We start from the raw sequence: 23,903 nt of genomic DNA, 5'->3' as shown, positions 1-23,903 counted from the left end.
TAGACTCTCAGCTCTATCACGTTTGTGTCCAAAAACGAGTTAGTAACGCTTGCAAAAGTCTAAATTTAACTCTGAACTTGAAGCCGTTGAAGACTCTTTATAAAAAAAATGCGTGAGCCTGACAGGACGTCAGGCTAGCTTTCGCGATACAGGTCGTTCTTTGGCGTCCTGCCACCACGACATTCGTGGATCCATTCACTTCAGACACCCCATCGGAGGCGATAGCATTTTTACTCTTTATTGCAAAATGGGCCGAAGCAGACTACAAACTAAGTAAAAAACTGGATAAATCCCCATGGCGACCTTTTCGCTGTTTGAAAATGTTGCGGGGCGGCTGGGCCAATTTTTTTATAAATAGTAAAGAGGGAACAGCCGTTGGTTTCCTCTTGGTCTGGTGTGGGCGAAGCGCCACGACGTTAGTGGCCGCAGGCCATAAGTTATAAACCATAAGCTAAAATATAGCCGCATTTAGTGGAATCAGGGTAAACTTATATAAAAAGATAAGTTCTAATCCACTTCTGTCCAAAAACGAGTTAGCAGCCCCGCACTTAAGATGCTGTAATTGCCATGACTATCAATCCATATCATCTAAACAATTCTCCGCTAAAAAATCTTATCGTTAGGCACAGATAAAGTTCAGGATTTAAACAAAAGTTTGTTATACTCCGCGGCCGCTTATCGATGGCGCTCAATGGGGTGTATCATTCAAGCTTAACGTTTTTCAACTATCCTAAGACGTTAATCAACCCAGTTAAGCATGATATCTGCCATTAACAATGGCTATAGGCCCAAATACTCTAGATTGACCTTGTGCAGCTAACTTAGCTTGTTGCAACTAAATCGCTTTGTTTTGATGTACATACAGGAACCGCACCATGAAATTCGAATCTTTTAGCTTCGCCCCAGAAATATTACGCGCGATCGCTGAGTGCGGTTATCAATCTATGACGCCAATTCAACAACAAGCGATACCGGCGATCCGTCGTGGTGAAGATGTCCTAGCAAGCGCTCAAACTGGCACGGGTAAAACAGCAGCATTTGCGCTGCCTATATTACAAAGAATGTGTGATAACCCAAAAGAGACGATGCCGTCTAACACTCGTACTTTAATTCTGACTCCAACTCGTGAGCTTGCCGCACAGGTTGCAGACAACATTAGCGCTTACAGTAAGCATCTTAATTTAACGGTATTAACCATTTATGGTGGCGTTAAAATAGAGACCCAATCACAAAAACTTAAACGCGGTGCCGACGTTATTGTTGCTACACCAGGTCGTTTACTTGAACACATTGTGGCGTGTAACTTAAGTTTGTCGAATGTTGAGTTTTTAGTACTCGATGAAGCCGACCGTATGCTTGATATGGGCTTTAGTGCTGACATTAAAAAGATTCTCCAAGCAGTAAACAAAAAACGTCAAAACATGTTGTTCTCTGCGACCTTCTCTTCTGAGGTTAAAAAGCTAGCGAATGACATGCTTGAAAAGCCTAAAGTGATTACTGTTGATAAACAAAATACTACTGCTGACACCGTAAGCCAGGTGGTATATCCAGTAGAGCAGCGCCGTAAGCGTGAATTAATATCTGAGTTAATCGGTACCAAAAACTGGCAACAGGTGTTGGTGTTTACCGCGACTCGTGACGCAGCAGACAAATTGGTCAAAGAGCTTAACTTAGATGGTATTCCATCGGGTGTGGTTCATGGCGAGAAAGCACAAGGCAGCCGTCGTCGTGCGTTACGTGAATTTGTTGAAGGTAAAATTCGCGTATTAGTGGCCACCGAAGTCGCCGCTCGTGGCCTTGATATTAAAAATCTTGAATACGTTGTTAACTACGATTTACCATTTTTAGCCGAAGATTACGTGCACCGTATTGGCCGTACAGGTCGTGCAGGTAAAACCGGTGTGGCAATTTCGTTTGTGAGCCGCGAAGAAGAACGCACCCTAGCTGATATTGAAAAGCTAATCGGTCAGCCAATTCGTCGAGTCACAGTACCGGGTTATGAAGTCGGTAGCCGTGAAGTACTGCTTAAGCAGATTGAAAAGCGCCGTAGTTTTGCTAAAAAACAACAACGTGGTGATAACGCTGGCGCCCAGATGATTGCTGAGAAAAACATGGACGGACGTCGTGTTAAAGTGGGTAAAGTCAGCAGCACGGTTAAATACAAAAAGATTAAATAACTCAACTAGAAAGAGTTAATGGTAATCGAAAAAAGCGCTTAGGCGCTTTTTTTGTGTTTGAATGAAATGAATTGTGTGATTATGAGGTCTACTTTAGTCGGGACATTACTCTATAAGGACTTATCATGTTAAAAACTCTGCTTATTGCCACCGCACTTACGTTAACCAGTTTAGCCAGTGTGGCTAAGCCTATTGCCAGTGACGAGAACAATGTCATGCCACTGCTCAATGGCCACCAGATACCAGCAATAACCCTGCAAGATGTTGATGGTAAAGCGGTTGAACTCAGTAAACTTGTGGCGCAAAAGCCGACTATATTTTTCTTTTACCGTGGCGGTTGGTGTCCATTTTGTAATTCGCAAATGGGTCAGCTAAAAGCAATTGAACCTAAATTGCTTGAAATGGGTTTCCAGTTAGTGGGTATTTCACCAGACACGCCAGAAAAGATGCGCGCGTCGATGAATAAACAAGAACTCGATTATTTATTGCTGTCTGACACCTCAATGGCGGCATCGCAAGCATTTGGTTTAGCCTATTACACCAGTGCAGATATCACTAAAAAATATACTGCCAGTTTAGCGGTAACCAATGAACTGTTTACTACCCCAGCAGGTGAAAAACGCTTAGTGTTACCCGTGCCAGCTGTCTATTTGGCAGATAAAAGTGGTTTAATTCATTTTCAATATGTGAATCCAAACTACAAGGTTCGCCCTGCGCCAGAGCTAATTTTAACCGCTGCTGAGTTACTCGTTAAACCTTAGTTAACGCCAAATTCAAATAGAATCTAGCCAACATTAATCCAATAATGTTGGCTTTTTTAACTTACTCTTTTGAGTCAGCACCCTCTAATTCAACACTATAGTATTATGACACTTACCCACTCACACTTGGTGCTTTCAACAACGACACTTCTACACACCGATACATCTAGATTTGTCGTAATTAAATACAATCTTTCATCACAAAAAACCTCGAAATACAGGCGTTTTTAGCCAATTAGTGCATTTTATATTGGATTTTTAATACCTCATCTCGTTACACTGTTCGGCATATAAGAATATCCCTACACAGAGGCTGTAAATTACCATGTCTATTGCTACTACATTTGGCACAGCAAATACTTCTGGCACGATTAAGGCGATGCTATTAGGTTGCGGTGAACTCGGCAAAGAAGTTGCCATTGAGCTGCAACGTTACGGAATTGAAGTTATCGGAGTTGATCGCTACCCCAATGCCCCAGCAATGCAAATTGCCCATCGTTTTCATGTGATTAACATGCTGGATGCAAAAGCATTAAAAGCAGTTATCGAGCTTGAAAAGCCGGATTTAGTGATCCCTGAGATTGAAGCTATTGCCACCCAAACGTTAGTGGAACTAGAACAGCAAGGTTTACATGTGGTGCCAACCGCTAACGCAGCCAAACTCACTATGGACCGTGAGGGCATACGCCGACTTGCGGCAGAAACCTTAGCGATACCAACATCAAAGTACTTTTTCTGTGACACCCTAGCTGAATTTGAACAGGCCGTTACCGACATTGGTATTCCATGCGTGGTTAAGCCAGTAATGAGTTCGTCTGGTAAAGGCCAGAGTGTGATTAAGTCAGCACAAACCATCCAGCAAGCATGGTCTTACGCCCAAGAAGGTGGACGAGCAGGTAAAGGACGAGTAATTGTTGAAGCCTTTATTCCGTTTGATTACGAAATTACCTTACTGACGATTAGCGCCGTAAATGGCATCCATTTTTGCGACCCTATTGGCCATAGACAAGAAGATGGCGATTATCGTGAATCGTGGCAACCGCAGGCGATGTCGGCTGAGGTATTACACAAGGCACAAGCCATGAGCCAACGAGTTGTTGAGGCATTAGGTGGATATGGACTCTTTGGTGTTGAGCTATTTATTCGTGGTGATGAAGTGTATTTTTCTGAAGTGTCGCCAAGGCCACATGATACAGGTTTAGTAACCTTAATCAGCCAGGATTTATCTGAGTTTGCCTTGCATGTACGTGCGATTTTAGGATTACCAATAAGCAATATTGTGCAGCATGGTCCTAGTGCTTCTGCGGTTATTCTTGCCGAGGGCACATCCACCAATATCCGTTACCAGGGTATGGCTGCCGCCTTAGCGCCCGCGGATACCCAATTACGCTTATTTGGTAAGCCAGACATTGATGGTCGTCGCCGCTTAGGTGTGGCGTTAGCCCGCGATAACTCGGTAGAACAAGCGGTCGAAAAAGCAAAAACTGTTGCCAGCCATATCAAGATACTGTTTTAACGTCACAGGATATTGTTCTGTCACCTAGCTGAATATCGATGAACTAAGCCGTGGAGTATCTGCGGCTTAGTTTTTTACTATTGGCATTGGTTTAGGCAGTGGTTTATCTGCTAAGTGAAAGTGGACTAACATTAACAAACGAAACAGCGCTTTAAGTTTAAGATCTTGATCAAGCTTACACGCGTGAATCAGTTTTTTCAGTACCGTTATTTTTATGTACAGTTTTTTAATCAACACGCCGCTTGGCTCACCTAGGTATTTATCGAACTCTTTATAACCCTCAATAGTTCGCGGTACTAACTTAGCCTGACTAATATGTAATCCCGACAGTATCGCTTTATCGAACGCTTGGGTTTCTAGCCCCTTGATAATGTCGGCTGCACTGAGTTGTTGCGCCAAACCATCCACAATAAAATGAATATTTGATTCAATTTCAAATTGCAGCGCATGGGTATCGTGGCGCACATTATCAAATCTGCTACGTTCTTTATCAACAAAATCAAACAGGACTTTCCATAGTGACATGTGTCGTTATCCGCTCTAGTTGTGAGTGTTAATCGAACGCTATAAATGACAGATCTAAACACCCAGCACTATATCTAAGTTATAAACTCTAAACTCTAAGCTCTAAACTCTAAACTCTAAATTTTAATCTAAGCTTTAAACTCGAGACTAAACAGGTTAAAAGTGGTTGGTTTAGTGATAGCTTTAGCCGTTAATTCTATTCAACATTTTACCTTGTTGAAAATAGAGAACATTTTCAAGCGCAATATTAAGTAGATTTTGTCTAGCTTGTAATGTCGCCCATGCAATATGCGGCGTGATAGTAATGTTGGCTGCACTAAGTAACGGATTATTGCTACTTGGCGGCTCAGTGGATAACACGTCAACTGCCGCAAAGCCATTACCATTGTTAAGCCATTGAGCGAGATCATTTTCATTAATCAAATCGCCACGGGCGGTATTCACTAATAAACAACCCGGTTTAAGTAAGCGTAAACTGTCGCTATTGATCATGTATTTGGTTGCTGTACTCAGCGGACAATGCAGCGAAATAATATCGGCTTGTTGAAGCAGGATGTCGCGTTCACACCATTGAATAGCATCAGGTAAATTGGTTTTAGGTTTAGCACTGGTAATCAACACTTTCATGCCAAACGCGACACCTAAATTGGCAACCTGTTGGCCAATATCACCATAACCTACCACACCCAGCGTGAGGCCTTTTAATGAGGTTAAGGGTGATAAGGTAAAACAAAAATCTCGTTGCGTTACCCATTGTCCTTGTTTTACGGCTTGGTCATGTAAGGCAACTTGTTGCTTATGATGTAAAATATGGGCAAACACCATTTGTGCTACGGCATCAGGACCATAAGCAGGAATATTAGTGACAACAATACCCTGCGCTGTTGCTGCATCAACATCGACCACATTGGTTCCTGTGGCAAGAACACCGATATAGCTTAATGCGGGCAGTTGCTTTAAGGTCGCGGCACTCAATAGCGTTTTATTGGTCAGCACGATGTGTGCACCTTGGCAGCGACTGACGATTTGTTCGAGTGTGGTATGGTCGTAAATATCACATTCGCCTAAAGCCTCAAGCGCTTGCCAACTCAAATCACCCGGATTAAGTGTATAACCATCTAATACCACTATTTTCATTTATTGCCCCATTCCATTGTTTACAAAAATACGTTACTGGCTTGCGCTAACGCATTCCTCTAGAGGTTTTAATGCGCTCGTAAGCGGCTTGAATATCTTGTGCTTTGGTGTTGGCTAATTCCATCATCTCTTCAGGTAAGCCTTTAGCCACAAGCTTGTCTGGATGATGTTCATTCATCAACTTACGGTAAGTTCGTTTTACGTCTTGATCACTCGCAGATTCTTGCACGCCAAGTAGCACATAGGCATCAGTAAGCGGCATTTTATTACCTTGTGGCGACTGATGATGACTAAACTCAGCTTGCCAACGTGCCAGTAAAGCATCCAGTTGTGCAGCAAGGCCAAGCTTAGTGGCAATAACCGACAATATTTGCTTTTCATTGGCATGTAATTCACCATCGGCCAAGGCTGTTTGAATTTGGATTTCCAAGAACATTTGCGCTAACTCGACTCGTCCTTGAGTGGCTTGTCGAAACAGTTCTAGCTGCTTTAGCAAATCAAAATCAGCTTGGCGGCCTTGACGAAAAGCCGTTTGCGCATCGATACGTGACTGACCAGACAACTTCATTTGATCCATTAACATGGTCGCTATACGAATATCGGTTTCAGTCACTCGCCCTGACGCTTTAGCAACATGGCCCATTACGGCAAATGTTGAATTAAAAAACATCGCCTGACGTTCACTGCCTTTACGCATTATCGAGGTTAACCCTTGGCGCCTATCGAAAGCATGGCCTAACCATAATCCTAAAATTGCACCAAAGAAACGCCCGAACATATACCCAATGATAAATCCAAAAACTTTACCCCAAATTCGCATGTTGTTTTCCACTACGGTTAATAATTAATAAACAGCTAGCCATTATCAAAGGCGTAGCTTAAAGCGGTAACTGAGTCTCTATATCAACTAACCGGCGCTGTAATTTATCCAGACGCTCAAGTGTGCCGACATCGCACCAATAAGCATCAAAATGCTCACCTTGTATTTGTTGCTGGCCAATGGCTTGTTTAAGCAAAGGGCCCAAAGCCTGTTTACCTTCAGGCAAAAGGCTAAATAATTGAGGATGATAAATCCCCAGTCCAGCAAACGTTAACCTTTGTTCATCGCTCAAGGTTAATTGACCTTGGGCATCAATAGCAAAATCGCCCTGTGGATGATGTTCTGGATTATCCACTAACCACAAAAAAGCTTGTGCTTCACCTTGGCAAACGCGTTGATAAGCCAAGCTGATGTCGGGCAAGTGATCGATAAAAATATCACCATTGATCACCAAAAAAGGTTCGTCCCCCAACCAAGGTAATGCTTGCTTGATACCCCCAGCGGTTTCTAACGCCGTGGTTTCTTCGCTATAGTTAATCTGCAAACCCCATCGACGCCCATCACCTAGCATTTCAGGTAACTTATGTCCTAACCAAGCTTGATTGATCACGACCTCAGCCACGCCAATTAACGCGAGCTTTTCTAAGTGATATTCAATTAAAGGTTTACCTGCAACGCTCACTAATGGTTTAGGTAAGGAGTCGGTTAACGGGCGCAAACGCTCCCCGCGTCCTGCAGCCAGTATCATCGCTTTCATGCTTCGGTTACCGCCTCATTAGTATTTTTGTGGTTTACTAACGGTAAAATCACCCTGTGAACCCACAGACTAAAATCGGTAGTTTGTGGGTATTTCATCCCAATATCAGCAACATATTGTAAGGTTAATGGAATATCAGCCAGATAACCGCGCTTACCGTCACGATGATATAACCGCGTAAAAATACCCGCAGCTTTGATATGACGTTGTAATCCCATTAAATCAAACCACTGGGTATAAGTAGCGTAATCAACATTTTCATCCATTAATTGGTGATCTATAGCGAGCTGATAATGATATCTCATCAAGTGATTAACGATATCATCTGGCCAACGCACGTAACAATCGCGCAGCAATGATACCGCATCATAAGTCACTGGCCCATGGACTGCATCTTGAAAGTCAATCACCGCTAACGCTTGATCATTTATCAGTAAATTACGGCTATGGTAATCACGATGCATGCCCACTTTTGGCTGCGCCAGTGCATTGTCGGTTAAGGCTGCAAACGTAGCCGCAATCATTTGTTGCTCATTATCCGTCAATGCGTAATCTAAATGCTCTTTTAGTAACCAATCGACAAAAATAGCTAATTCTCTTGCCACAAAAACGTCATCGTAATCAGCTAACGGTCCATCTTCGGTTTCCGTTACCGTGGCAATGACCGGCAATAAGTTTAATGCCTGCTTATAATAGTCGCTCACATTGTCTTTATTCAGCACCGACAAAAGTTGTAATTCGCCTACATCAGTTTGTAAGACAAAACCATAGTCTTCGCAGGTTGCAAGCACTTCGGGTACCAGTAAGCCTGCATGTTGATAAGCCTTGGCCATTGCCACAAATGGCGCGATGGGCACTAAGTCGATCGGTGAATCTGAAACAATGTAATCAATACCTTGATGATGAAGACGAAAATAGCGTCGAAAACTGGCGTCGCCGCAGATCAAGTTAATGGCAACTTTATCGCCGAAATATTGGTATAACCAGTTACTTAACGCGACAAATCTTGGGTCAGATAAAATCATCTCAATGGCTCTTAACGAAAAATTGCTTTATTATAGCCAGCATAACATTTGGAAACAGCTAAAGAATGGAATGTTTCATCTAGCTGAGTATCTTTTTCTCTCCAAAACTTTCCGGAATCAGAATTCATAAATTATTGACAACAATGCAGATCCGTTATTTTCTGGCACTAAGCCTACTCCCAAATATCGTGTTGGCCGATGAGCCTACAACGACAGAAGCGCCTTCATTGCAATGCGTTGTTGCTCCGCCTGTGTCTCGTTCATTCGAAGACCGTGCAGCATTAACCGGCATATCAGACGATCAAATTGTTATCATTAGCGATCACTCTGCCGTTGCTTACAATAACCAAGCTGAGTTTTCGGGTGATGTGAGTTTCAGCCAGGGACTTCGCCATATCGCTGCTGACAATGCGGTATTAGATCAAAAACAACAACGCTTAAATGCAGAAGGTAACCTTATCTTTAAAGATGAGTTATTTACCGTCACAGCAGATACCTTAGAAGCCCAAATGAGCACGAATAACGCCACCTTAAAAGGGGCTCAGTATTGGCTACATGGGCAACAAGTACATGGCGATGCAGAAAAACTGCAGATAACTTCAGACAATAATCTATTGCTAACAAAAACCAACTTCACTACCTGCCCTCCTGGTGATGAATCATGGTTACTTGAAGCCGATATGATCAAAATTGACAGCAAAGAAGAATGGGGTGAAATTTGGAATGCCAAGCTGCGTATTGCCAACATCCCAGTATTATATATTCCGTATATGACAGTGCCTGTATCAGATAAGCGTAAAACCGGCTTCTTATTCCCAAGTTTTAGTACCAGCACCACTAACGGTGTAGAAGTTAGCACCCCGTATTATTGGAATATCGCCCCAGAGTTTGACTTAACTTTCACCCCGGACTTCATGTCTTCGCGTGGGTTGTATACCAAAACGGAATTTCGCTATCTCGCTGGCGAACAGCAAAATGGCCAGTTCAATGTCGAATATTTAGGTAGCGACAGTAAGCTAACCTCTAATGCTGACCGTTATTTGTATCACTGGAGCCATCAAGGCGCAGTCAACAAAAACTGGCGAGTAAGATCAGACTATACCGATGTGTCTGATAACAATTATTTCAACGATTTAAATTCCGACGTTAATCAGTCAACCGACAACCAGTTATCACGGATCGGTGAAGCCAGTTATTTTGAACGCGACTGGGACTTCAACATGCGCGTGCAAGACATTAAAGTGCTCGGTGAAGATGAAAAACCGTATCAAGTAATGCCACAGCTAAACTTTAATTATCGTTCTGCAGACATTTTTAACTCTATCGACTTTAAATTTAATTCAGAACTGACCAATTTCCGTCATCAAGATAATGAATATAATACCGCTACCCGCTTACATTTAGTGCCTAGCTTAATTTGGCCAATACAAGGACCAGCAGGTTCATTTACCAGTGAAGTTAAATTACTGCAAACTCAGTATTGGCAGCAAAACATCGACGAAGACTCAACATTAGACGACAGTATAAGCCGTACGATTCCTCAAGCGCGTTTACACGGTCAGGTGAATTTTGAGCGAGCAACCCAATTGTTTGATGAACAATACCGTCAAACCCTTGAACCTCAGATTCAATATCTTTATGTCGGCTATGAAGACCAATCCAATATTGGTATTTATGACACCGCACAATTACAAGAAGACTATTATGGTCTGTTCCGCGATCGCCAATACTCAGGCTTAGACCGTGTTGCTGATGCCAACCAATTTACCTTAGGTTTTACCACTCGTTTGTTTGATCAAACTAACCGCGAAAAACTCAAGTTTAGCGTGGGGCAAATCATGTATTTGGAAAACTCTAAAGTCAGTATTGACGATGCTTTCGAAGAAACAACCCAGTCAACATCGGTATTAGCGGCTGAATTAGATGCCCAGTTATACAACGATTGGTTTGTGAGTGGTTCAGTACAACACGACACTGAAACGGGTGAAAACAAAAAGAATGAAATCACTTTGGATTATCGCCCAAGTAGCGACCGATTATTGCAGTTAAGCTACCGTTATGTACCCGACTTATTAAATACCAACACCAATGATCAAGTTGATATTTCCCAAGCAGGCGTGCGCACATCGTGGCCTATTAGTGACAACTTATATTTTGTCGGTAACTACTATTACGACCTCAATGAATCTCGTAATATTGAAACTTACACTGGCGTACAATACGAGTCATGTTGCTGGGCATTGCGCTTAAGTTATCATTATCGTATCAAAACCAACTACGATGATGATTTATCAGAAAGCGTTGACGGACGCGAAGAGTTTGAAAGCGGTGTTTACCTAAACTTTGTCATTAAAGGCTTAGGCGGATCAGGTCCGTTAGGGGTAGACGACATGTTAAATGAAGGCTTATTTAACTACCGTAAACCACTTTACTTGAGGAATTAGCATTCTTTTGTGATAGATTGCTGAACCTAGCGACAAACTCATAGTCCAATAACAACAAACATGCTGTTGAGTATGAAGTAGTAACCTTATTTTGGCGATGTATTGCCAGTTTATATTGAATCGAATGTGCCAAGGATTTTGTGGATGAAACACAGTAAAAAAATAATTTTTGCATTACTAGCATTAGCTATGAGTAACACCAGTGTTGCTGCGCCAATGCCATTAGATCGCGTATCAGTACAAATTAATGATGGCATCATTCTTGAGAGTGAAATCACCAACATGGTTTCAACTGTTAAAGCCAATGCTAAAGCAGCTAAACAAACATTACCGTCTGATGATGCCTTACGTACCCAGGTTATCGAACGTCTCATTTTAACTCACTTACAAATGCAAATGGCTGAACGTATCGGCTTGCAGATTGGTGATTTACAATTAGACCAAACGATTGAAAACATAGCTAAAGAACAAAAAGTCACCGTTGCGCAAATGCAACAAACTATTGAAAGCGAAGGTACGAGCTTTAGCCAATATCGCGAACAGTTACGTCAAGAAGTCACTCTAGGTGAAATTCAGCGTATTCAAGTGCAACGCCGTATTCAGGTTTCACCACAAGAAATTAGTGGCTTAGTGAAATTAATTCAAGAGCAAGGCTTAAAAGATGTTGAGTTTCAAATTGGTCACATTCTGATTGAAATACCAAGCAACCCAACGAGCGAACAACTTGAAAGTGCTAGCCGCCGTGCAGAAATCGTGCTTAAACGTTTAAACAATGGCGACGATTTCCGTAGTACCGCTATTGCGTCTTCATCAGGTCCTAAAGCGTTAGAAGGCGGGATTTGGGACTTTATGAACATTAACGAAATGCCAACCTTGTTTGCTGAAGTTATCAGTAACGCCAAAAAAGGTGACATAATCGGTCCGATTAAATCGGGTTCAGGCTTCCATATTATTAAAGTAGTCGACACTCGTGGTTTACAAACCCAAGAAGTTGAAGAAGTAAAATCACGCCATATCCTGTTAAAGCCATCGCCGATATTATCGGAAGATCGCGCAAAAGCGATGTTAGCTAACTTTTTGACTCAAGTTCGTGCAGGTGACGCAGATTTTGCTAAATTAGCCACTCAGTACTCTGAAGATCCAGGTTCTGCAGCTAAAGGTGGTGAGTTAGGTTGGGCAGACCCAAGCATGTATGTGCCAGAGTTTACGCAAACATTAGCCAGTCTTCAGGAAGGCCAATACAGTGAGCCTTTCCGAACAACTCATGGCTGGCATGTAGTGCAACTTGAATCGCGCCGTAAAACTGATGCAACCGAACAATTTAACAGTAACCGTGCTCATCAATTAATCTTCCGTCGTAAGTTTAATGAAGAGCTACAAAACTGGTTAGACGAAATGCGTTCAGAAGCGTATATCGAAATCGTTGAGCCAGAAAGCAAACGAGGCTAAGCAAAATTAATGACTAAACGTATTGCCATCACTCCCGGCGAACCAGCAAGTATTGGTCCCGACTTAGTCATCAAACTCGCTCAACAGGCCTGGCCTGTTGAGTTAGTTGTTTGTGCCGACCAAAATTTGCTCATGACACGAGCAAAAATGCTTGGACTGCCTTTACAACTCAGGCCTTATCAACCATCGCAACCACCGAAGCCGCAAACAGCAGGCACATTAACCATTGCTCCTTTTGCAGTAGCAGAAGAAGTTGAGTGTGGTGTACTGAATGAAGCTAACAGCGCTTATGTAGTAGAAACTTTGCGCTACGCCGGTGAAAAAAATATGTCGAATGAATTCGACGCGGTCGTTACCGGTCCTGTGCACAAAGGCATTATTAACCAAGCAGGTATTCCATTTAGCGGTCATACCGAATTTTTTGCACTACAAGCTAATTGTGCAGATGTCGTCATGATGCTTGCAGCCCCAGGGTTACAAGTGGCACTAATGACCACACATATTCCATTAGCTTACGTTGCAAAAGCCATTACCCGCGACAGACTACATCACATTATTAGCATTTTGCATCGTGAATTGGTCAGTAAATTTGGTTTAGGCTCACCCAAAATTTATGTGTGTGGACTCAATCCACACGCAGGAGAAGACGGCCATTTAGGCCGTGAAGAAATCGATACCATCATACCTGCGCTCAACGAGTTACGAGAACAAGGCATGGATATTGTTGGCCCGTTGCCAGCCGATACCTTATTCCAGCCTAAGTATCTCGAACAAGCTGACGTGGTATTAGCTATGTATCATGACCAAGGATTACCTGTGCTTAAATCATTAGGTTTTGGCAAGTCGGTCAATATCACCTTAGGTTTACCTTATATTCGCACCTCAGTCGATCACGGCACCGCGCTAGAATTGGCCGGCAGTGGTAAAGCGGATTGCGGCAGTTTTACCTGTGCATTAAACAAAGCCATCGAATTGGCCTCAAAAAGTAAGTAACCCATTTTAATGAGTAATAAAGTACATTTAGGCCACACGGCCAGAAAGCGTTTTGGACAAAACTTCTTAACCGACCAAGGCGTGATTAGCAGCATCGTAGGCGCTATTGCACCTGATAATGATCATGTAATGGTTGAAATTGGACCTGGTTTAGGTGCATTAACTGAACCTGTTGCAGATATGATTGATAACTTAACCGTTGTTGAATTAGATCGTGACTTGGTGAAACGCTTACAATATCACCCAATACTTAAAGACAAACTGACCATTCACCAAGGTGATGCATTACAGTTTGATTTTGGTCAGTTGCAACAGCCTGGCAAGAAAATGAAAGTGTTTGGTAACCTTCCTTACAATATTTCAACGCCACTGATGTTCCATTTGTTTGAGTTTGCTGAACAAATAGAAACGATGCATTTTATGTTGCAAAAAGAAGTGGTTTTGCGCTTATCAGCAAGTCCTGGCACCAAAGCTTATGGCCGTTTAACGGTGATGGCACAATATTATTGCCAAGTGGTACCCGTTTTAGAAGTGCCACCAACAAGCTTTACTCCTGCTCCGAAAGTCGATTCTGCAGTGATAAGATTATTGCCTTTTGAAGTCAAACCTTGGCCGTGTAAAAATGTCGATGTATTAAGACACTTAGTCACGACAGCATTTAATATGCGCCGTAAGACTTTGCGTAATAATTTAAAAACCTTAATCTCAGACGAAGATTTTGCAACACTGCAAATTGACGCAAGTCTGCGGCCAGAACAAATTAGTGTCCCACAATATGTGGCAATGGCTAATATGCTGTGTGATAAAAAAGATTAATTATAAGGGCATGCATATTGAGCATGCCCTTTTGCTTTAGGACATAACATGACCCAAGTTGAATCGCCTATTAAGATTAAAGTCGACACCCAATATTTAGAACAACAATCCGATGCTGCCGATAATAAATACCTTTTTAGCTATACCATTACCATCATCAACTTAGGTGATAATAAGGTGACTCTTAAAGACCGTCATTGGATCATCACCGATGCTGACGGCGAACAGAATGAAGTAAAAGGCCCTGGCGTTGTTGGTGAAACCCCCACTATTGCACCCAATACTGCTTACCAGTATACCAGTGGCACTGTGATGGAAACGCCGGTGGGCTTTATGCAAGGATCTTATGGTATGGAAAATCATAAAGGCGAGCGCTTTTTAGCGACCATTCCACCTTTTCGCCTTGCTGTTCCTGGGATATTTCAATAACCCATGGCACACTATTTTGTCGGCGATGTTCAGGGATGTAACTCCGAGTTACAACTATTGCTACAAAAGGTGGCCTTTAACCCATCCAAAGATCAACTTTGGGCGGTTGGCGATCTTGTGGCCAGAGGTACTGAATCGTTAGCAACACTTCGCTTCTTCCAATCATTACAAGATTCAGCAAAAGTGGTACTGGGCAATCACGACTTACATCTTTTGGCTCTGCACGGGAAGCTAAAACGAGCCAATCCACAAGATCATCTTGATGAATTACTCAACGCTCCTGATATTGATAATTTAGTCAATTGGCTCCGCCAACAGCCTTTAGTTAGAACCTTACCTGAACATAATATCATCATGACCCATGCGGGAGTGCCTCCACAGTGGGATATAGAAACCCTTGAACATGAAGCAGAGCAAGTCAGCTTTGCATTACAGCAAAATGATTATCTAAGTGCATTAATTGCCAAAATGTACACAGAAGATTCTGAGCACTGGTCTCCATCTTTGCACGGTATTGACAGACTACGTTATTGTATCAATGCATTAACACGTATGCGTTTTTTACACCTTGATGGCCGTCTTGATTTTAAATGTAAATCACCACCCAGCGAACAGCATTCTGCCGAGTTACGTCCATGGTTTGAATTTGAATCAAAAACAGTACCGCAAAACACCATCATATTTGGGCACTGGGCGGCCTTAATGGGCCAAACAAGTAATCCGCACGTTCTCGCATTAGATACTGGCTGCTGCTGGGGAGAGCATTTAACACTATGGCATCTTGAAAAGAATGAAAAAATTACCCAAAAAAAGTTAATTTAACGTTAAACTAAAGTACCATTTAGCCGATAGCTAAATGTAGAATTTATTACGCTTGCCTGAGAAACAATCGCCCTTTAATAAATTCATATCGTGGTATGCGATAGCACATACAAGATAAAAATCAGGATCAAATAATAATAGCCGGAGTACTGTATGAAAATTAATGTAGCGACCAGGGTCATTGGCGGTTTTACCGTGGTGACACTGTTATTGATGGTCCTCGGTGGCGTGACCATGCTGAGCAACAACAGTATTAAAGACGGGACGACTATTCTTAAGACGGTCAGCCTACCGGCACTTGAATCGACGAGTATTTTAAGTGAAAACTTAAGCACCCAGCAAATTGAAGCGTTACTCGCTTATTACAGTGTGCATTCATCAAAGATTCCAGCGATAGAAAAGAAGCTCACTGATTTAGATAACGCATTCGAAAAAGATCTTACACGCTTAAATAATTTAGTAAGCAAACAGAATCAGCTTACTGCGCCATTAGCTGCGTTAACGAAAAGCTACACAGTGTATGAAACGAGTGCAAAAAAAATGATCGTAGAGCGTGAGAGTGCTCTTAGCTTGCAAGAGAAGTTACTCAAAATGCGCAGTAACCTGGAAAATGCAGCAGATGACTCTTCATCTATTTTATTAGACATCATCGATCTAGAAACCAGCGAAGATGAAACTGAACGCAGTTTGGCTGCGTCAGCCAGCTTAGTTGATGGTACATTCATCAATATCATTACCACAATTTATGATTTGGTGGCCTCAACCGAACAAAGTAAATATGACCTGATCATTAAAGAACTCGATTACATGGTCAGCGAAGCTTCATCAAAATTAGATCATATTGGTCGTCAGGGCAGTGGTATTGTCAGCAGTTCAGTTTTAGAAGATTTAACCGCTGAAAGTGCAAAAGTATTTAAGTTGCTAAAAGGCAGCGGTTCAATTATCGAGCTAAAACAACAACAATTAAATCACGAGTTTGCGGCCGCTAAACAGTTAATCGATACACAAAGCGAAGCAAAAGACGTCAACAAGAAAATGACTGTTTTGGCAAAAGCCATCGACACTTTCGCGAGTGATATCAGCACCACAGCCTTAGAAATCATTGATTCAGCAGCCATTAAAACGTTACTGGTAGTATTAACTGCCATTATCGTTGCCATTATTGTCAGTATTGCTGTTGTTAAACCATTGACCCGCTCGTTAGAGAAAGTCAATAAAGCGTTAAATGTGCTAGCTTCAGGTGATTTAACCCATAAATTAGATGACACTGGCCATGATGAATTCGCAGAATTAGCCAAAAACTGCAACCGGTTAGTCGACAGCCTACGAAGTCTTATTATTGGAATAGTTGATCGCTCAAATCAGTTAGCTGCTGCAGCAGAAGAAACCTCTGCAATTACCTCGCAAACCACTATCGGTATTCAAGAGCAAAAGAGCCAAGTGGACCAAGTTGCTGCTGCAACCACGGAACTGAGCTCGAGTGCACAACAGGTATCAATGAGCGCAGATCAAGCACTGAATGAGATTAAACAAGCTGACCAAGAAACACAGCATATGCGTACGCTTGCAGAAGAAAGCAAAAATACCATTATTGCCCTTGCTGAAGAAGTCGCTAAAGCCGGTATTGTTATTAATAAAGTCCATTCCGATAGTGCGTCAATCGGCTCTATTTTAGATGTGATCCGTGGGATTGCAGATCAAACTAACTTACTTGCGCTAAACGCGGCTATTGAAGCTGCAAGAGCTGGAGAACAAGGACGAGGCTTTGCTGTTGTGGCTGATGAGGTGCGTAACTTAGCATCACGTACCCAACACTCAACCAGTGAAATTCAGCAAATGATTGAAGTATTGCAACTTGGTACGCAAGAAGCCGTTGCAGTGATGGAATTGGGTCGTACTCAAGCACAGAGCTGTGTTGAAAAGAATGAACAATCAAATCTTGCCTTAGAGACCATTAGTAAGTCAGTTCACAGAGCCTTTGATTCTGGTAACCATATTGCCCAAGCAGCCCAAGAGCAAAATATCGTTAGCCAACAAGTTTCAGAAAAGCTCGAACATATTGCCTCTATTTCAGAAGAAACCTCAATAGGTGCGGATCAAACGGCACAATCAAGTCAGCAAGTTGCGATGCTTGCTGAAGAACTACAAGCGTCGGTACGCGAGTTCAAGGTTTAATCTATACAATATAAGTTAGTATTCACAAAAGGCCCTTAGTGGGCCTTTTTTATTGCCTGTAATATTTGATTACGAGTAACCGACACTCTGATGGTAAATGAAATAAATCGATTTATAACAAGCAAAATATTATGTCTAAACTGGTCGCTGAACAGCCACAAAGCACGCTTTCAACTATCAACTCACGCGTGTGGTAACCTTGATTGTAATTGGTGACGCCAGGCAGAAACCAATGGCTTGTCTGGCATTAATAGAACATGGATTTTAGACTCTAATTGATGTGCAGATAGGTCGCAGTAAGTAGCAAGTTATCAGTAAACAGGCTGAAAATTGAAAGCAAACAACAAATAAATATAAGGCGAATGTAATCCGTCATTGCTAATCAACCTAATGGGTAAATTATCGACATAAAAAATGCCGATAATTACTTATCGGCATTTCTAATTACATTGACTGACTTAACGATGACACATCGCCAGGATTAGCCACCAACTCGGTCTTTAATCGCGGCAGTAATCGGGCTACCGTCATGACCATTAGCAGCTGCCCAATCTAGAATGGTTTTGCCATCAGCCTCAGGAATAGCTAAATCACTTGAAGGTAGACGCTTTGCGATAAACTCACCGACATCATTAGCATTTGAATTGTAGGCAGTACGCAATAAACTGCTGCCATCACAAGAAATGCCTGAATAAACATTACGTAATTTAACACGACTTTCTTTCATCTTCTTACGTAAACGGCTTTTGTCGTCTGATTTCACATAATCACAAATATTTGCAACTAATTGATCTGTATCGGCGATAGCAGGGGCTGACACAAAAGATGCTGCAATCAGGGCTGCAATAGCTACAGGCAATAGACGCATCTGACACTCCTTTATATTTTATAGTTATATAACTATGTATAGAGATCATGATTTAGATCACTTTTACATATTAATTTCAGGGGTAAACCCGACTAATTTAACACTTTTTAACTAAAGTGTTAAAGCTATATTGCAATCCTTTGTCGTTTGTTGCAGTTACTGAGTTCTGTAAATCCCAAGAACCATCATCCCAGACAGGAAATACCGTGTCACCCTCTACATCGACATCAATTAACGTTAGATATAATACGTCAGCTTGAGGCAATAGTTGTTGATAAAGTTGGCCACCACCAATCACCACCATTTCTTCACAATCACCCGCGGCAGTGATAGCTTCATCGAAACTTTTTACACAGGTAACACCTTCAATACTCAGCTGATTATTACGGCTAATCACTATATTGTGGCGCCCCGGCAATGGTCGACCAATTGACTCATAGGTTTTGCGCCCCATAACAACAGGTTTTGACAAGGTCATCGCTTTAAAGTGGCGTAAATCTTCAGGTAAATGCCAAGGCATTTTATTGTCTTTACCTATAACTCTATTGTTGGCCATTGCGGCAATCATTGCGATACGCATTGAAGCAAAATCCTTATGGTTAAATAATGGGTCTGTTACGGTAGTAAAGCAAACTTGGTAACGCTAACCCTACCGCCAGCGCACCTAAGATAAATACTGTTTTTAAACCGTTGACGATGACCTGAGCTGTGAGTTCGGGACTAACCTGACTCTGTGCTGTGAGTTGAATTAATGCAATGACAGTATTGAATGCATACGTTCCTGGTACCATTGGAATAATGGCAGCAACAGCGTACATCAATGGTGGAGCAAGGTGACGTTTAGCAAACTGAATAGTAATCAAGCCAACAATAGCTGCGGCGATAAATGTCGCCCATTCAATTGGCATTGAAAAATGTAATAAGAAAGTTCTTGAGCTGTGGCCAATAGCACCGGCGATAGCACAATAAATTAAATAGCGTTTAGGGACATTAAACACCATCGCAAAACCAACCGCAGGTATCGCCGAAAAAAAGGCATCATGCAGCAATAAACTTAGAAAGGATAACATTAAAATATCCCTCCCATTTGCATCGCAATGGTAATACCAATAACCGATGCTAAAGTTAATAGGGTTGCATGACCCCAGCGGGAAATACCCACATTCATGTGACCTTTGACCATATCCGAAATTGCATTAATCAACGGAAACCCTGGTACTAGCATCAACACGCTGGCCGCCATTGCTGCTTGAGGTGTTTCGGAGATAGATCCAAGATAGCCGATTTGAGCTATAGCCGTGATAACAAATGCAGTCAGTGAGAAGTTAACCAATAAATTGAAATGTCGAGATGCCAGAAAAAGGCGTACTATCATTCCAACCGCTGAGGCAAAAAATGTGATCAAGCATGCCATCATGTCGCCATCAAATAAATGACAGAAACTTGCGCACGACAAACCTATCATAGGAACTACGGCAATTGCGGGGTATGTTTTAGGAGAAATATGAGCGAGGCGTCTACGAACTTCATTGGCACCATAAATACCTTTTTCGGCTAGTATGCAAATTCGTTGAAGCTCACAAATCACCATCATATTAATGCCATGAGCACGAATACGACGGGTTGTGGTAATGCATCTACCGTGTACCAAGCTAGTTAATACTAATGCATTGGATGATATTGATAATTCAATGCTAGCAATACCGAGTGCTTTACCAAGGCGCTGACTAATCTCTTCAACGAGATCAGACTCAGCACCATATGCCAGTAGTAGCTGCGCACAGCGTACTACAAGGCGGGTAATTTCATTTTGGCTATCTTCGTACACGACGTCCTCAAATGAGCTCTTTAACGTTGATAGATGACTTCTACATCATAGTCATCATCATCAAAATCTTCGTCAAAGTCATCATCATAATTTTCATTAGCGTTTTCATCTTCAGCGCTATGGTAATTATCCCATTTAAACTCAACGTCAGCATCAGCGGTAATTTCTTCCACAATAGCCGGTAAACTTCTAATGTAGTCAAGCATCTTAATGCTTAGCTCTTCAGTACCAGTTCGATTGTAAGCTGACATAGTATAAACATCACCCTGCCAATCTAACTCTTTGACAATACGATCGATTTTAGCTTGTATCTCTTCATCTAGCAGTAAATCAGTTTTATTAAACACTAACCAACGCGGTTTTGCCGCTAGTTTTGGAGAGTATTTTTCAAGTTCACCGACAATTGCACGAGCAGAATACACTGGGTCTACGCCATCAATAGGTTCGATGTCGATAATGTGTAACAACATACGGCAACGTTCAAGATGCTTTAAGAAACGAATACCTAAGCCGGCACCTTCAGCAGCACCTTCAATTAGACCTGGGATATCGGCAATAACAAAGCTTTGGCCTGGACGCGGATTAACCACACCAAGGTTTGGCACTAAAGTCGTAAACGGATAATCCGCAACTTTAGGCGTCGCACGTGATACCGAACGGATAAAGGTTGATTTACCTGCGTTTGGCATCCCTAGTAAACCCACATCAGCAAGTAACAATAACTCAAGTTTAATTGAGCGTACTTCACCAGGGGTACCTAATGTCTTTTGGCGCGGAGCACGGTTAGTACTACTTTTAAAACGGGTGTTACCTAAACCGTGGAAACCACCTTTAGCAACAAGCAGCTTTTGTCCATTTACAGTAAGATCTCCAAGTGACTCTTCTGTTTCTTGATCGATAGCACGAGTACCTACTGGTACTTGCAGAACCAAATCACTACCACCATGTCCGGTACAATCACGGCCACGACCATTGGTGCCACGTTCAGCCATATGAAAACGAGTAAAACGATAATCAATCAGCGTGTTCAAGTTTTCGTTAGCTTGCAGATATACACTGCCGCCATCGCCACCGTCACCACCATCTGGACCACCATCTGGAACATATTTTTCGCGTCTAAAACTCACGCAACCGCTTCCGCCGTCACCTGCTTCTACGCGAATATTCGCTTCATCAACAAACTTCATACTGACTCCTGACGCCACTTAATCTGTAATTATAATCCCAAATCACTGGAATTTGCAGGAAAGCGCTGAAGATAGCATTCATCACGATATCGCCTACTGCATATAAACAAAATCATTAAACTATCAATAACAGTTTAATGATATAAAAAACACAAAAGCCCCACCATAGGCAGGGCTTTCGAGATCTAGCTTAGAAAGAATTAAGCTTCGATGCTAATAAACTTACGGTTATTAGGACCTTTAACTTGAAACTTTACTTTACCGTCTGTTAATGCAAACAAAGTATGGTCACGACCAATACCTACGTTTACACCAGCGTGGAACTTAGTACCACGTTGACGAACGATAATGTTACCAGCTAGAACTGATTCACCACCAAAACGCTTAACACCAAGACGTTTACTTTCCGAATCGCGGCCGTTACGAGTACTACCGCCAGCTTTTTTATGTGCCATGAGTTAGACTCCTAAATTATGCGCTAATCGCAGTGATTTTAACTTCGGTGAACCACTGACGGTGGCCCATCTTCTTATCGTGATGCTTACGACGACGGAACTTGATAATAGTTACCTTTTCGCCGCGACCGTGGCCAACTACTTCAGCTACGACTTTACCGCCAGCAACTAAAGGAGCTCCAACGTGTACTGTTTCACCATCAGCGATCAACAAAACTTGATCGAATTCTATGGTTTCACCAGTAGCAACTTCTAATTTTTCTAAACGAACTGTATGACCTTCAGCAACACGGTGTTGCTTTCCGCCACTTTGAAAAACAGCATACATGGCTATTTTACTCCAAATGACTAACACACTAACTCATATTATTGACGAGACTAGGTGCTAAAAAACTTTTAATGACAATGGGCGCGGATTCTACGCGAAGAATTATCATCAGGCAAGTCTTAATTCACTATCAAATAAAAAAGACCTCATCACTGCACACTATTCATTAATAGCTAATGTGCCTTCTTTAAAATTTAGTTAACATGACCATGTTAATTTATACCTAAGTTTTATAATTAAATTGGTCAGAATCCTACTAACTATCGTAAAATCAGGATTCTGTATGTTCAATTGTGGAAATACATACTTTGAAAAATAGCACTGATATCCTGTAAGATATGCGCTCTAATTCGATATGACTAATTAAGGGTGCAAGCCTGTCGCCCAACAACCAGAGACTATTATGGATTTAAACGCCATTCGTCAACTGGCTGACACTGATATGCAAGCAGTCAATCAGCTGATATACAAACAACTTGAATCTGATGTAGCCCTAATTAATCAATTAGGCTTTTACATTATCAATGGCGGTGGTAAGCGTTTACGTCCGTTATTATCAGTATTAGCCGCACGAACCGTTGACTACCAAGGTGAACATCACCTTAAACTCGCGGCGATCATCGAGTTTATCCATACTGCGTCTTTGTTACATGATGATGTTGTTGATGAGTCGACATTGCGTCGCGGCCGTGAAACCGCCAATGCCTTATTTGGTAATAGTGCTAGCGTACTAGTAGGTGACTTTTTATATACTCGTTCATTTCAAATGATGACCGAGCTCGATAACATGAAAGTACTGCAAGTCCTTGCTCATACCACTAACGTACTTGCCGAAGGTGAAGTTTTACAGTTGATGAACTGTAATGACCCTGATACCACCGAAGCAAACTACATGCGGGTGATCTACTGTAAAACCGCAAAATTGTTTGAAGCGGCAACTCAGTTAGCCGGTGTTTTAGCCAATGTGAGCGCTGAGCAAGAACAAGCATTAGCTGATTACGGTAAATACCTCGGCACAGCTTTTCAATTAACGGATGATTTACTGGATTACACTGCTAACGCTGACGAACTAGGTAAAAACATCGGTGATGACCTTGCTGAAGGCAAACCAACATTACCGCTAATCTATGCCATGGAAAACGGATCTGACACGGCTAAAAAACTCATTAGAGATGCAATTGAGCAAAGTGATGGCACCAAAGCAATTGATGAAATTTTGGTGGCGTTAGAGGAGTCTGGCGCATTAGTTTATACTCAGGATAAAGCTCAAGCAGAAGCACAGAAGGCCATAGATGCACTCAGTGTTTTTCCTGACAGTAACTACAAGCAAGCACTCATTTCGTTAGCTCATTTGTCAGTTAATCGCAGCAGTTAATCGCAGCAGTTAATAG

Annotated in this window: 23 protein-coding genes; 11 read left to right on the top strand and 12 right to left on the bottom strand. The window is 42.0% G+C overall.

The window, feature by feature from the left end; all coding sequences use genetic code 11:
- Nucleotides 1-875: 875 nt before the first annotated feature.
- From H5125_RS10135 to purT, 3 genes are all read left to right on the top strand, one after another.
- Nucleotides 876-2,177, top strand: coding sequence for a DEAD/DEAH box helicase (locus tag H5125_RS10135; protein ID WP_059744719.1), 1,302 nt, complete (start codon nt 876-878; stop codon nt 2,175-2,177).
- 125 nt (nt 2,178-2,302) lie between these two features.
- Nucleotides 2,303-2,938 carry a peroxiredoxin-like family protein gene (locus H5125_RS10130; RefSeq protein ID WP_182744176.1) on the top strand — a complete coding sequence of 212 codons (636 nt, stop codon included), beginning with the start codon at nt 2,303-2,305 and terminating at the stop codon, nt 2,936-2,938.
- Between the two features lie 325 nt (nt 2,939-3,263).
- Nucleotides 3,264-4,454, top strand: a complete 1,191-nt coding sequence (gene purT, locus H5125_RS10125) for a formate-dependent phosphoribosylglycinamide formyltransferase (RefSeq protein WP_182744175.1) — start codon at nt 3,264-3,266, stop codon at nt 4,452-4,454.
- A gap of 66 nt (nt 4,455-4,520) precedes the next feature.
- On the opposite strand, the gene H5125_RS10120 is transcribed toward purT, so the two are convergent.
- From H5125_RS10120 to H5125_RS10100, 5 genes are all read right to left on the bottom strand, one after another.
- Nucleotides 4,521-4,979, bottom strand: a complete 459-nt coding sequence (locus H5125_RS10120; RefSeq protein WP_182744174.1) for a hypothetical protein — start codon at nt 4,977-4,979, stop codon at nt 4,521-4,523.
- A 183-nt stretch (nt 4,980-5,162) separates the two neighbouring features.
- Nucleotides 5,163-6,116, bottom strand: coding sequence for a D-2-hydroxyacid dehydrogenase (locus H5125_RS10115; protein WP_182744173.1), 954 nt, complete (start codon nt 6,114-6,116; stop codon nt 5,163-5,165).
- Between the two features lie 46 nt (nt 6,117-6,162).
- Complete coding sequence (djlA, locus tag H5125_RS10110; RefSeq protein WP_011638516.1) at nt 6,163-6,936, bottom strand: co-chaperone DjlA; 774 nt, start codon at nt 6,934-6,936, stop codon at nt 6,163-6,165.
- A 58-nt stretch (nt 6,937-6,994) separates the two neighbouring features.
- Complete coding sequence (murU, locus tag H5125_RS10105; protein ID WP_182744172.1) at nt 6,995-7,693, bottom strand: N-acetylmuramate alpha-1-phosphate uridylyltransferase MurU; 699 nt, start codon at nt 7,691-7,693, stop codon at nt 6,995-6,997.
- Complete coding sequence (locus H5125_RS10100; protein ID WP_182744171.1) at nt 7,690-8,718, bottom strand: aminoglycoside phosphotransferase family protein; 1,029 nt, start codon at nt 8,716-8,718, stop codon at nt 7,690-7,692. Before H5125_RS10100 ends, murU begins: the two co-directional genes overlap by 4 nt.
- Before the next feature lie 143 nt (nt 8,719-8,861).
- On the opposite strand from H5125_RS10100, the gene lptD reads away from it, so the two are divergent.
- The 7 genes from lptD (at nt 8,862) to H5125_RS10065 (ending at nt 17,846) form a co-directional block, all read left to right on the top strand.
- Nucleotides 8,862-11,162, top strand: coding sequence for an LPS assembly protein LptD (gene lptD, locus H5125_RS10095; RefSeq protein ID WP_162023750.1), 2,301 nt, complete (start codon nt 8,862-8,864; stop codon nt 11,160-11,162).
- Between the two features lie 144 nt (nt 11,163-11,306).
- Nucleotides 11,307-12,611 (top strand): peptidylprolyl isomerase SurA, encoded by a 1,305-nt coding sequence (gene surA / locus H5125_RS10090; RefSeq protein WP_101088757.1) that lies wholly within the window; start codon nt 11,307-11,309, stop codon nt 12,609-12,611.
- A 9-nt stretch (nt 12,612-12,620) separates the two neighbouring features.
- Nucleotides 12,621-13,604, top strand: a complete 984-nt coding sequence (gene pdxA / locus H5125_RS10085) for a 4-hydroxythreonine-4-phosphate dehydrogenase PdxA (RefSeq protein ID WP_162023751.1) — start codon at nt 12,621-12,623, stop codon at nt 13,602-13,604.
- 9 nt (nt 13,605-13,613) lie between these two features.
- The gene (gene rsmA / locus H5125_RS10080) at nt 13,614-14,420 is read left to right on the top strand and encodes a 16S rRNA (adenine(1518)-N(6)/adenine(1519)-N(6))-dimethyltransferase RsmA (protein WP_182744170.1); all 807 of its coding nucleotides are present in this window, start codon (nt 13,614-13,616) and stop codon (nt 14,418-14,420) included.
- A gap of 48 nt (nt 14,421-14,468) precedes the next feature.
- Complete coding sequence (gene apaG / locus H5125_RS10075; RefSeq protein WP_101088754.1) at nt 14,469-14,849, top strand: Co2+/Mg2+ efflux protein ApaG; 381 nt, start codon at nt 14,469-14,471, stop codon at nt 14,847-14,849.
- Nucleotides 14,850-14,852: 3 nt separating this feature from the next.
- Entirely contained in the window at nt 14,853-15,671 is an 819-nt protein-coding gene (locus H5125_RS10070) for a symmetrical bis(5'-nucleosyl)-tetraphosphatase (protein ID WP_182744169.1), read from the top strand.
- A gap of 153 nt (nt 15,672-15,824) precedes the next feature.
- Nucleotides 15,825-17,846, top strand: a complete 2,022-nt coding sequence (locus H5125_RS10065) for a methyl-accepting chemotaxis protein (protein WP_182744168.1) — start codon at nt 15,825-15,827, stop codon at nt 17,844-17,846.
- 481 nt (nt 17,847-18,327) lie between these two features.
- Here the strand turns inward: H5125_RS10065 and H5125_RS10060 are convergent, their stop codons facing one another.
- The 7 genes from H5125_RS10060 to rplU form a co-directional block, all read right to left on the bottom strand.
- Complete coding sequence (locus tag H5125_RS10060) at nt 18,328-18,714, bottom strand: DUF3718 domain-containing protein (protein ID WP_101088751.1); 387 nt, start codon at nt 18,712-18,714, stop codon at nt 18,328-18,330.
- A gap of 97 nt (nt 18,715-18,811) precedes the next feature.
- Entirely contained in the window at nt 18,812-19,294 is a 483-nt protein-coding gene (gene folA, locus H5125_RS10055) for a type 3 dihydrofolate reductase (protein ID WP_182744167.1), read from the bottom strand.
- A 19-nt stretch (nt 19,295-19,313) separates the two neighbouring features.
- Nucleotides 19,314-19,784: a threonine/serine exporter family protein gene (locus tag H5125_RS10050; RefSeq protein ID WP_101088749.1), complete on the bottom strand. Its 471-nt coding sequence runs from the start codon at nt 19,782-19,784 to the stop codon at nt 19,314-19,316.
- Nucleotides 19,784-20,542, bottom strand: coding sequence for a threonine/serine exporter family protein (locus H5125_RS10045; protein WP_101088748.1), 759 nt, complete (start codon nt 20,540-20,542; stop codon nt 19,784-19,786). Before H5125_RS10045 ends, H5125_RS10050 begins: the two co-directional genes overlap by 1 nt.
- Before the next feature lie 20 nt (nt 20,543-20,562).
- The gene (cgtA, locus tag H5125_RS10040) at nt 20,563-21,729 is read right to left on the bottom strand and encodes an Obg family GTPase CgtA (protein ID WP_011638530.1); all 1,167 of its coding nucleotides are present in this window, start codon (nt 21,727-21,729) and stop codon (nt 20,563-20,565) included.
- 200 nt (nt 21,730-21,929) lie between these two features.
- Nucleotides 21,930-22,184, bottom strand: coding sequence for a 50S ribosomal protein L27 (rpmA, locus tag H5125_RS10035; protein ID WP_011638531.1), 255 nt, complete (start codon nt 22,182-22,184; stop codon nt 21,930-21,932).
- 16 nt (nt 22,185-22,200) lie between these two features.
- Nucleotides 22,201-22,512, bottom strand: coding sequence for a 50S ribosomal protein L21 (gene rplU / locus H5125_RS10030; protein ID WP_101088747.1), 312 nt, complete (start codon nt 22,510-22,512; stop codon nt 22,201-22,203).
- A gap of 403 nt (nt 22,513-22,915) precedes the next feature.
- Here rplU and ispB point away from each other — a divergent pair, with 403 nt between their 5' ends.
- Entirely contained in the window at nt 22,916-23,887 is a 972-nt protein-coding gene (ispB, locus tag H5125_RS10025) for an octaprenyl diphosphate synthase (protein ID WP_182744166.1), read from the top strand.
- Nucleotides 23,888-23,903: the final 16 nt, after the last annotated feature.

Source organism: Shewanella sp. SR44-4, assembly GCF_014163715.1.
Taxonomy (GTDB): domain Bacteria; phylum Pseudomonadota; class Gammaproteobacteria; order Enterobacterales; family Shewanellaceae; genus Shewanella.
The sequence above is the reverse complement of the archived record's forward strand: the minus strand, read 5'-3'. Positions and strand labels throughout refer to the sequence as shown.